Origin of the sequence: Streptomyces beijiangensis, assembly GCF_017315755.1 — a bacterium.
Classification (GTDB): Bacteria; Actinomycetota; Actinomycetes; order Streptomycetales; family Streptomycetaceae; genus Streptomyces; species Streptomyces beijiangensis.
The window spans coordinates 1-8,681 of record NZ_JAFLRJ010000028.1; the positions used below are offsets into that span (position 1 = coordinate 1).

Here is an 8,681-nt window from a genome sequence, read left to right on the forward strand (position 1 = left end):
GGCGCCCGCCGAGGCACCCGCTTCCACGCCTGGGTGGAGGCCCGTTTCGAGGAGCTCCCCCTCCCGATGCTCGGCCCCGACGAACTCCCCGGCGGCCACGACGACGAGCCCGAGATCCAGGACGAGCGGGACCTGACCACGCTCAAGGACGCCTTCGAGCGCACCCCGTACGCCCACCGCACCCCGTACCGCATCGAGGTCCCCGTCCAGCTCACCCTCGCGGGCCGGGTGATCCGAGGGCGCATCGACGCGGTCTACCGCACAGGCCCCGCGACGTACGAGATCGTCGACTGGAAGACCCACCACGCCCCCACCGCGGACCCCCTCCAGCTCGCGGTCTACCGGCTGGCGTGGGCCGAGCGGTACGGGATCCCGCTCACTTCGGTCGACGCGGTGTTCCTGTACGTAAGGAGCGGCGAGGTCGTCCGCCCCGCCCGTCTCCCCGGCCGCGGAGAGCTGGAACGGATCTTGCTCGGGGATCCACCGGCCGATCCACCCCCACCGGCCGGTTAGGCTCGATGGCATGAGCGACACCTCGGACAGCGCCGTCCGTACGTACATCGAAGCGCACCGCACAGCCTTCCTCGACGACCTCGCCGACTGGCTGCGCATCCCGTCGGTCTCGGCCCAGCCGGACCATGACGCGGACGTACGGCGCAGCGCCGACTGGCTGGCCGCCAAGCTCAAGGAAACGGGCTTCCTCAGCACGGAAATCCTGCACACCGACGGCGCCCCCGCGGTCTTCGCGGAGTGGCTGTCGGACGACCCCTCCGCCCCCACGGTCCTGGTCTACGGACACCACGACGTGCAGCCCGCCGCCGTCGAGGACGGCTGGCACACCGACCCCTTCGAGCCGGTGCTCAAGGACGGCCGGCTGTACGCGCGAGGCGCCGCGGACGACAAGGGGCAGGTGTTCTTCCACACACTCGGCGTCCGCGCCCACCTCGCCGTGACCGGCCGCACCACCCCCGCCGTGAACCTCAAGCTTCTCATCGAGGGCGAGGAGGAGTCCGGCTCCCCGCACTTCCGCGACCTGGTCGAGGCGCACGCCGACCGGCTCGCGGCCGACGTCGTGATCGTCTCCGACACCGGCATGTGGTCCGAGACGACACCCACCGTCTGTACCGGTATGCGTGGCCTCGCCGAGTGCGAGATCACCTTCCAGGGCCCCGACCAGGACATCCACTCGGGTTCCTTCGGCGGCGCGGTCCCCAACCCGGCCACCGCCGCAGCCCGCCTGGTCGCCGCCCTCCACGACGATGACGAGCGCATCACGATCCCCGGTTTCTACGACGGGATCGCCGAGCTCACCGAGGCCGAGCGCGAGCTCTTCTCCGAGCTCCCCTTCGACGAGGCCGAGTGGCTGCGCACCGCCAAGTCCCGCGCCCCCCACGGCGAGAAGGGCCTCACGACCCTGGAGCGCATCTGGGCCCGCCCGACCGCCGAGGTCAACGGCATCGGCGGCGGCTACCAAGGCCCCGGCGGCAAGACGATCATCCCGTCGTCCGCCATGGTGAAGCTCTCGTTCCGTCTGGTCGCGGGCCAGGACCCGGCCCGTATCGAGAAGTTGGTGACCGACTGGGTGGCCACCCGGGTCCCCGCGGGCATCGGCCACGAGATCACCTTCAGTGCGGGTACGCGCCCCTGCCTCACGCCGCTCGACCACCCCGCGCTCCAGTCGGTCGTACGGGCCATGGGGCGGGCCTTCGGGTCCAAGATCCGCTTCACGCGCGAGGGCGGTTCAGGTCCCGCCGCCGATCTTCAGGACGTACTCGGTGCGCCGGTGCTCTTCCTGGGTATCTCCGTACCGTCGGACGGCTGGCACGCACCCAACGAGAAGGTCGAGATCGACCTGCTCCTCAAGGGCGTCGAGACCACCGCCCACCTGTGGGGCGACCTTGGCGGGTGCTGAAGATCCTGGCCGGGCTCGCGACGCCCGGCACGCACTCTCGACGCACCAGTCAAAGGCCCAAGTAGCTCCGCTACAAGGACCTTCGCCCGGCACGCCGAGAGCACGCACCGAACGCCGCTCCCTGATCCGGCCAGGATCTTCAGCACCCGCCGGCCCACCGCGCTGCACTGAAACGAACAGTCCGTCCATGAGGGGGAGTTGGAAGCACCAGTGAGCATCGAAAGCCGCACCACCACCACCGAAGACCCGAACCGCCCCATCGGTCTGACCGCCCCGAGCGGCATCGACCGTGCCGCGCACCACCGCCTCGACGAGGCCTGGCTCGCGGCGGCCTGGAGCCACCCCTCCACCCGGGTCTTCGTGGTCTCCGGCGGGCAGGCTCTGGTCGACGAGACCCCCGACGGCCGTACCGAACTGCTCATGACGCCGTCCTTCGAGGCGCCGCTGACCGAGGAGCACCGCTACTTCCTCGGCACGGACACCGAGGGGATCCACTACTTCGCCCTGCAGAAGGACGCACTGCCCGGCCGGATGGACCAGCCCGCGCGCCCGGCGGGTCTGCGCGAGGCGGGTCTGCTGCTCTCCCCGCGCGACGCGGGGCTGCTCGTGCACGCGGTGGCCCTGGAGAACTGGCAGCGACTGCACCGCTTCTGCTCGCGCTGCGGCGAGCGCACGGTCATCGCGGCGGCCGGTCACATCCGCCGCTGCCAGGCCTGCGGGGCCGAGCACTACCCGCGTACGGACCCGGCAGTGATCATGCTGGTGACGGACGACGAGGACCGGGCGCTGCTCGGCCGCCAGGTGCACTGGCCGGAAGGCCGCTTCTCGACCCTGGCGGGCTTCGTGGAGCCGGGCGAGTCGATCGAGGCCTCGGTGGCGCGCGAGGTCTTCGAGGAGGCCGGCGTGGTGACAGGGGAGGTCGAGTACGTGGCCAGCCAGCCGTGGCCGTTCCCCTCGTCGCTGATGCTCGGCTTCATGGCGCGGGCCACGACGTCGGAGATCACCGTGGACGGCGAGGAGATCAGCGAAGCGCGCTGGTTCTCGCGCGAGGACTTGCGGACGGCGATCGAGACCGGCGAGATCCTGCCGCCCGCGGGCATCTCGATCGCGGCCCGTCTGGTGGAACTCTGGTACGGAAAGCCGCTCCCGAAGCCGCTGAACTAGCCGGCCCTGCCCCCGGCCGTGAAGCGGCCGGGGGATACGCGGGTCACGCGCCGAGTGCCTGCTTCACCTGGGCGAGCGAGGGGTTCGTCATCACGGACTCCGCACCGGAGTCGCCGACGATCAGCAGCGTCGGGACTGTCTGGTTTCCGCCGTTCGCCTTCTCGACGAACGCGGCCGAATCCGGGTCGTGCTCGATGTTGATCTCGTTGTACGTGATGCCCTCGCGGTCCATCTGGCCCTTCAGCCGACGGCAGTAGCCGCACCACGTGGTGCTGTACATCGTCACAGTGCCCGGCATGTGTCTCGCGCTCCTCTGCTGCTTCCGCGGTTTTGCTTCTGCGGTTTCGTCCGATGCGTATTCGCACCGCGTAGAACGTATGTGACGAGGCCGCCATTCCCGCATTGGTACGACTAACGCCGCCCCCTGTGGACAACGCATCCCGTGAGCCCCCGCCGACCTGGCAGCATGAAGGGGTGACATCAGCAACGCACTCCCCCCTCTTCCCGCAGACTCCCCAGGTCCCCGAGGTCCCGGACTCGGCGGACGCGGTGCTAGACGGGCTCGACCCCGAGCAGCGCGAGGTCGCCCTGGCCCTGCGCGGGCCGGTGTGCGTGCTGGCTGGGGCGGGGACGGGCAAGACCCGCGCCATCACCCACCGCATCGCCTACGGGGTGCGTGCCGGGATCCTGCAGCCGAGCACGGTGCTGGCCGTCACCTTCACCAACCGCGCGGCGGGCGAGATGCGCGGCCGGCTGCGCCAGCTCGGGGCTGGCGGCGTCCAGGCGCGGACCTTCCACTCCGCGGCCCTGCGCCAGCTCCAGTACTTCTGGCCCAAGGCGGTCGGCGGCGAACTGCCGCGCCTCCTGGAGCGCAAGGTCCAGCTGGTCAATGAAGCGGCGGCGCGCTGCGGGATCCGTCTGGACCGCAATGAGCTGCGTGATGTCACGAGCGAGATCGAGTGGGCCAAGGTCACCCAGACCGTGCCCGCCGACTACCCGGCGGCGGTCGCCAAGTCGTCCCGCGACGCCCCTCGCGCACCGGCGGAAATCAGCCAGATCTACTCGACCTACGAACAGCTGAAGCGCGACCGGGGAGTCATCGACTTCGAGGACGTACTGCTCCTGACCGTCGGCATCCTCCAGGACCGCCACGACATCGCCGACCAGATCCGCAGGCAGTACCAGCACTTCGTGGTCGACGAGTACCAGGACGTCAGCCCGCTCCAGCAGCGGCTGCTCGAACTGTGGCTCGGGGAGCGCGACAACCTCTGCGTGGTCGGCGACGCCAGCCAGACGATCTACTCCTTCACCGGCGCCACCCCCGACCACCTCCTGAACTTCCGCAGCCGCTACGCGAACGCGACCGTCGTCAAGCTGGTCCGCGACTACCGCTCCACGCCCCAGGTCGTCCACCTCGCCAACGGGCTGCTCTCCCAGGCCCGCGGCAAGGCCGCCGACCACCGTCTTGAACTGGTCTCCCAGCGCGAGGCGGGCCCCGCCCCCGCCTATGTCGAGTACGGGGACGAGCCGGCGGAGGCCGAGTCCACCGCCCGCCGTATCCGCGACCTGATCGCCGCGGGCGTTTCCGCCTCCGAGATCGCCGTGCTGTACCGCATCAACGCCCAGTCGCAGGTTTACGAGACGGCTCTCGCCGACGCCGGGGTGCCCTACCAGCTGCGCGGCGCCGAGCGCTTCTTCGAGCGCCCGGAGGTACGCGAGGCGGGCGTCGCCCTGCGCGGCGCCGCCCGCGCCGGAGGCAACGACTCCCTCCTGGACGACGCCGACGACCTGGCGTCCCAGGTGCGGGCGGTGCTCGGCACCAAGGGCTGGACGGCCAAGGCGCCCGCAGGATCGGGCGCGGTCCGCGACCGCTGGGAGTCCCTGGCCGCCCTGGTCCGGCTGGCAGAGCAGCTGTCGTCGAGCCGCGCCGCCGCGGGTTCCCGGGCCACGCTCTCCGACCTGGTCGCCGAGCTCGACGAACGGGCCGCGGCCCAGCACGCCCCCACCGTCGAAGGCGTCACCCTCGCCTCCCTGCATGCGGCGAAGGGTCTGGAGTGGGACGCGGTCTTCCTGGTCGGCCTGACCGAGGGCATGCTGCCGATCACGTACGCCAAGACCGACGAACAGGTCGAGGAGGAGCGCCGGCTGCTCTACGTCGGCGTCACGCGCGCCCGACTGCATCTCACGCTCTCCTGGTCGCTCGCCCGCGCGCCGGGCGGCCGCGCCTCCCGCCGTCCCAGCCGCTTCCTGTCCGGGCTGCGCCCCGGCACCGTGGCGGCGGGCGTGGGCGGCGCGGTCGGCGGCGGCGGTATCGAGCGGGGCGGCTCCTCGGCTCCCGGCACGGTCACCGGCACGCCCGCCCCCCGCCACAGGAACCGCAGCCCCGTCCGCTGCCGGGTTTGCGGCAAGGGGCTGACGGACGCCGGCGAGATGAAGCTGATGCGCTGCGAGGACTGCCCCTCGGACATGGACGAGGCGCTCTACGAGCGGCTGCGGGACTGGCGGGCGGTCCAGGCGGAGGCGATCGGACAGCCCGGATATTGCGTCTTCACGGACAAGACGCTGATGGCGATCGCGGAGACCGTCCCGTCCACCGAGGGCGAGCTGGCGATGATCTCCGGAGTCGGTGTCCGCAAGATGGACCGTTTCGGATCAGACGTCCTGGCAATCTGTGCAGGTCAGGAGCTTGGAGGAAGCTCCGACGACGACTGAGCGAAAATCGTCGAGAAAATAGTTTGCGCGCGCCCCAGGAACCCCCATAGGTTCTTCATCACGGGAACAGCGTCTTCTCTGAAGCCCTGAATCCGTGCTGTACTTATCCCATATACGTGTGGACCAGGCCTCCGGGCCGAGGTCCTAGAGACGCCGAGAGGAGGCGAGACCAGTGGCAATCATCATCGACTTCATCAAAATGACCGATACCTCGGTCGTCGCCACCTGCCCGCTCGGCTCCTCGCTCCTTGGCACTGGTCTGTCCGGCGTTTCCGCCGTCAGTCCTGTCGCCCTGGCGAGCCTCCCCGTCCGGGAGCGTAATGAGCGACCGACCAAGGCACCGGAAGCAGCAGTAGCGAAGGCAGAAGCCAAGGCTTATGCGTTTGCGGCAACCGGTGCCGGATTCGGAAGCGCGACGCAGCAGACGACACAGCACCACCACAAGATGTGGGCCTTCCGCGGGCTCGAACCCTGGAGTGATCCAGCCTGAAAAGTCAGGCAGGCGCCTTCAGGGCCGCGGAACCCCACCCGGGATCCGCGGCCCTTTTGTTTGTTCTGGGCCACCAGCAGACCTCCGGTCAAACAGACCGGAACGACCAGACGAGGAACGAAACCACCGTGCAAACGACCCTGCAGAACACCGCGCAGACCACAGCGCACACCGCAGTGCACGCCCCGTCCGCACCGCCCTCGCAGACACTTCCGCCCCCTGACGCCCCAGAGGACCCCACCTTGACCCCGCTGACTGCTCTCACCGCCCTCGACGACGCCATCGAGAACCTCGGCGTACCCGTCCCCTGCCGTTCGTACGACCCCGAGGTCTTCTTCGCCGAGACCCCGGCCGATGTCGAGTACGCCAAGTCGCTCTGCGGCACCTGCCCGCTGGTCGAGGCCTGCCTCGCCGGCGCCAAGGAGCGCCGCGAGCCCTGGGGTGTCTGGGGTGGCGAGCTCTTCGTCCAGGGCGTCGTCGTCGCCCGCAAGCGTCCGCGTGGCCGTCCGCGCAAGAACCCGGTTGCGGCATGAACATCACCGGCCCCGGAACGATCGACCGACCCAGCAAGCACGAACCCCAGAAGCAGGACCCGATGAGCACTTCCACGAACGAGCCGTCCGGCTCCGCCACCCCCGTCGTCACCACCATCGGCGCGACCGCCTCGCGTCAGAACAGGACCCGCGAGATGCAACTCATCCCAGAAGCCATGGCTCGTGCGCATATGCACGAACGCCTGCGTGAAGCCGAGGCCGAGCGTCGGGCGCTGAGCCTGATGACAGCCCGGCGCATGCAACGGCGCGCCGAGCGCGTCTCCCTGCGCGCCCGCCGCGCGCTGGCCATGGCCGTCATGCAGTAAGAGGCATGCGGTAAGAGGCATGCGGCAAAAGAGATACGCCTCCCGTGGGGCCGGTCCAACGGACCGGCCCCACGGCACGTTCAGGCCCCCGACACTTCCTCTGCCTCCTCCGGCTCTTCTGCCTCCTCCGGCAGGAACCCCGGCAGCCAGGTCTCCAGCTCGTCCCGCAGCCGCACCGTCGCGCCCAGCTGGCAGAGCACCCCGATGGTGCTCAGCGTCACCCGGTGGATCAGCAGATAGCTGGGCGGCAGATTCAGCTGCTTGCCCAACTGGTGGGCGGGGGAGCGCGGATCGGCGATCCTGGCCGCCTGCGCGCGCATCCAGCCGCGGGTGAAGGTGAACTCCTCGGCCTGCGCCGGCTCGATGATCGGCAGCAGATAGTCCAGTACGGCGTCCGGATCAAGGGCTATGGACTCCTTGACGAACCCCTCCTCACGGAGCAGTCCGTACACCGCCTCGGCCTCGCCCGCGATCGTCAATCGCAGTGATTCCCCGATCGTGGCAGGCCACCCCCCGGGCAGCCGGTCCACCGTCCCGAAGTCCAGCACCCCCAGCCGCCAGCCGTCCGCCGCCTCGCCCTCGTCCGGCGGCAGCAGCCGGAAGTTCCCCGGATGAGGATCGGCGTGCAGCAGCCCCGTGCGCGCTGGACCGGAGAAGAGGAACCCGGCCAGCAACTGGCCTGCCCTGTCCCGCTGTTCCTCCGTGCCGTCCGTGATGATCTCGGCCAGCGGTATCCCGTCGATCCACTCGGTCACCAGCACCTGGTCGACCTGGTGCACCACATCCGGCACCTTCACATCCGGATCCCCCGCGAACTCCGCCGCATGATCCCGCTGGGACTGAGCCTCCAGTGCGTAGTCCAGCTCCTCCGCCACCCGGTCGCGCAGTTCGGAGATGAGCGGTTTGATGTCCATGCCAGGGATGAGCGGCCCGAGCAGCCGGGCGAACCTGGCCAGTTGATTGAGGTCCGAGAGCAGCGCCGCGCCGGCGCCCGGGTACTGCACCTTCACCGCGACCTCGCGCCCGTCGTGCCAGACCGCGCGGTGCACCTGGCCGATCGAAGCGGCTGCCGACGGTTTCTCCTCGAACTCCAGGAACAGCTCGCGCCACTGCTCGCCGAGCCGCTGCTCCAGTACGGAGTGGACGGTCCGGGTCGGCATCGGCGGTGCCGCCTCCTGAAGCTTGGTCAGCGCCGCCCGGTAAGGACCCGCGACCTCCTCGGGCAGTGCGGACTCGAAGACGGAGAGCGCCTGGCCGAACTTCATCGCACCGCCCTTCAGCTCGCCCAGGACCTTGAAGAGCTGCTCCGCGGTGCGCTGCTGCAGCTCGCGCGTCACGATCTCCGCGGACTTCCCGCCGATCCGTTTGCCCAGGCCCCAGGTGACACGGCCGGCGAAGCCCAAGGGAAGGGCGGCCAGTTTGGCAGTACGAGTGACCGCCTTCCGGGGAAGATCAGACATGCGCCCCTCCAGTTCCCAGACTGCCGTGGTGCGTACGACGATTACCCGGCCATTGTGGCTTGCCGCCCCTCGGCCCCTGATCCC

9 protein-coding genes are annotated in these 8,681 nt (G+C 69.9%); 7 read left to right on the forward strand and 2 right to left on the reverse strand.

From position 1 onward, the window contains the following. From J0695_RS03700 to nudC, 3 genes are all read left to right on the forward strand, one after another. The coding region (locus J0695_RS03700) for a PD-(D/E)XK nuclease family protein (protein WP_206960124.1) at positions 1 to 513 on the forward strand (513 nt) is incomplete at its 5' end. A 10-nt stretch (positions 514 to 523) separates the two neighbouring features. After that, on the forward strand, positions 524 to 1,912 hold the full coding sequence (locus tag J0695_RS03705) for a dipeptidase (RefSeq protein ID WP_206960126.1): 1,389 nt from the start codon (positions 524 to 526) through the stop codon (positions 1,910 to 1,912). Between the two features lie 216 nt (positions 1,913 to 2,128). Continuing rightward, complete coding sequence (nudC, locus tag J0695_RS03710) at positions 2,129 to 3,076, forward strand: NAD(+) diphosphatase (protein WP_206960143.1); 948 nt, start codon at positions 2,129 to 2,131, stop codon at positions 3,074 to 3,076. A 43-nt stretch (positions 3,077 to 3,119) separates the two neighbouring features. Here the strand turns inward: nudC and J0695_RS03715 are convergent, their stop codons facing one another. Continuing rightward, complete coding sequence (locus J0695_RS03715; protein WP_206960127.1) at positions 3,120 to 3,374, reverse strand: glutaredoxin domain-containing protein; 255 nt, start codon at positions 3,372 to 3,374, stop codon at positions 3,120 to 3,122. 176 nt (positions 3,375 to 3,550) lie between these two features. Between J0695_RS03715 and J0695_RS03720 the strand changes: the two genes are divergently transcribed. The 4 genes from J0695_RS03720 (at position 3,551) to J0695_RS03735 (ending at position 7,137) form a co-directional block, all read left to right on the forward strand. After that, positions 3,551 to 5,788 (forward strand): ATP-dependent DNA helicase UvrD2, encoded by a 2,238-nt coding sequence (locus J0695_RS03720; protein ID WP_206960129.1) that lies wholly within the window; start codon positions 3,551 to 3,553, stop codon positions 5,786 to 5,788. A 172-nt stretch (positions 5,789 to 5,960) separates the two neighbouring features. After that, positions 5,961 to 6,278 carry a hypothetical protein gene (locus J0695_RS03725; RefSeq protein ID WP_206960132.1) on the forward strand — a complete coding sequence of 106 codons (318 nt, stop codon included), beginning with the start codon at positions 5,961 to 5,963 and terminating at the stop codon, positions 6,276 to 6,278. Positions 6,279 to 6,454: 176 nt separating this feature from the next. Further along, the gene (locus tag J0695_RS03730) at positions 6,455 to 6,811 is read left to right on the forward strand and encodes a WhiB family transcriptional regulator (protein ID WP_206960145.1); all 357 of its coding nucleotides are present in this window, start codon (positions 6,455 to 6,457) and stop codon (positions 6,809 to 6,811) included. After that, positions 6,808 to 7,137: a putative WhiB-interacting protein gene (locus J0695_RS03735; protein ID WP_206960134.1), complete on the forward strand. Its 330-nt coding sequence runs from the start codon at positions 6,808 to 6,810 to the stop codon at positions 7,135 to 7,137. Before J0695_RS03730 ends, J0695_RS03735 begins: the two co-directional genes overlap by 4 nt. An 80-nt stretch (positions 7,138 to 7,217) precedes the next feature. Here the strand turns inward: J0695_RS03735 and J0695_RS03740 are convergent, their stop codons facing one another. Continuing rightward, positions 7,218 to 8,597 carry an ABC1 kinase family protein gene (locus J0695_RS03740; protein WP_206960136.1) on the reverse strand — a complete coding sequence of 460 codons (1,380 nt, stop codon included), beginning with the start codon at positions 8,595 to 8,597 and terminating at the stop codon, positions 7,218 to 7,220. Between the last annotated feature and the right edge of the window lie 84 nt (positions 8,598 to 8,681).

Bases quoted from the DNA above. Each gene is read 5' to 3' on its own strand.
- J0695_RS03705 (WP_206960126.1), top strand. From the start codon at position 524: ATGAGCGACACCTCGGACAGCGCCGTCCGTACGTACATCGAAGCGCAC.
- J0695_RS03715 (WP_206960127.1), bottom strand. From the start codon at position 3,374: ATGCCGGGCACTGTGACGATGTACAGCACCACGTGGTGCGGCTACTGC.
- J0695_RS03735 (WP_206960134.1), top strand. From the start codon at position 6,808: ATGAACATCACCGGCCCCGGAACGATCGACCGACCCAGCAAGCACGAA.
- J0695_RS03740 (WP_206960136.1), bottom strand. From the start codon at position 8,597: ATGTCTGATCTTCCCCGGAAGGCGGTCACTCGTACTGCCAAACTGGCC.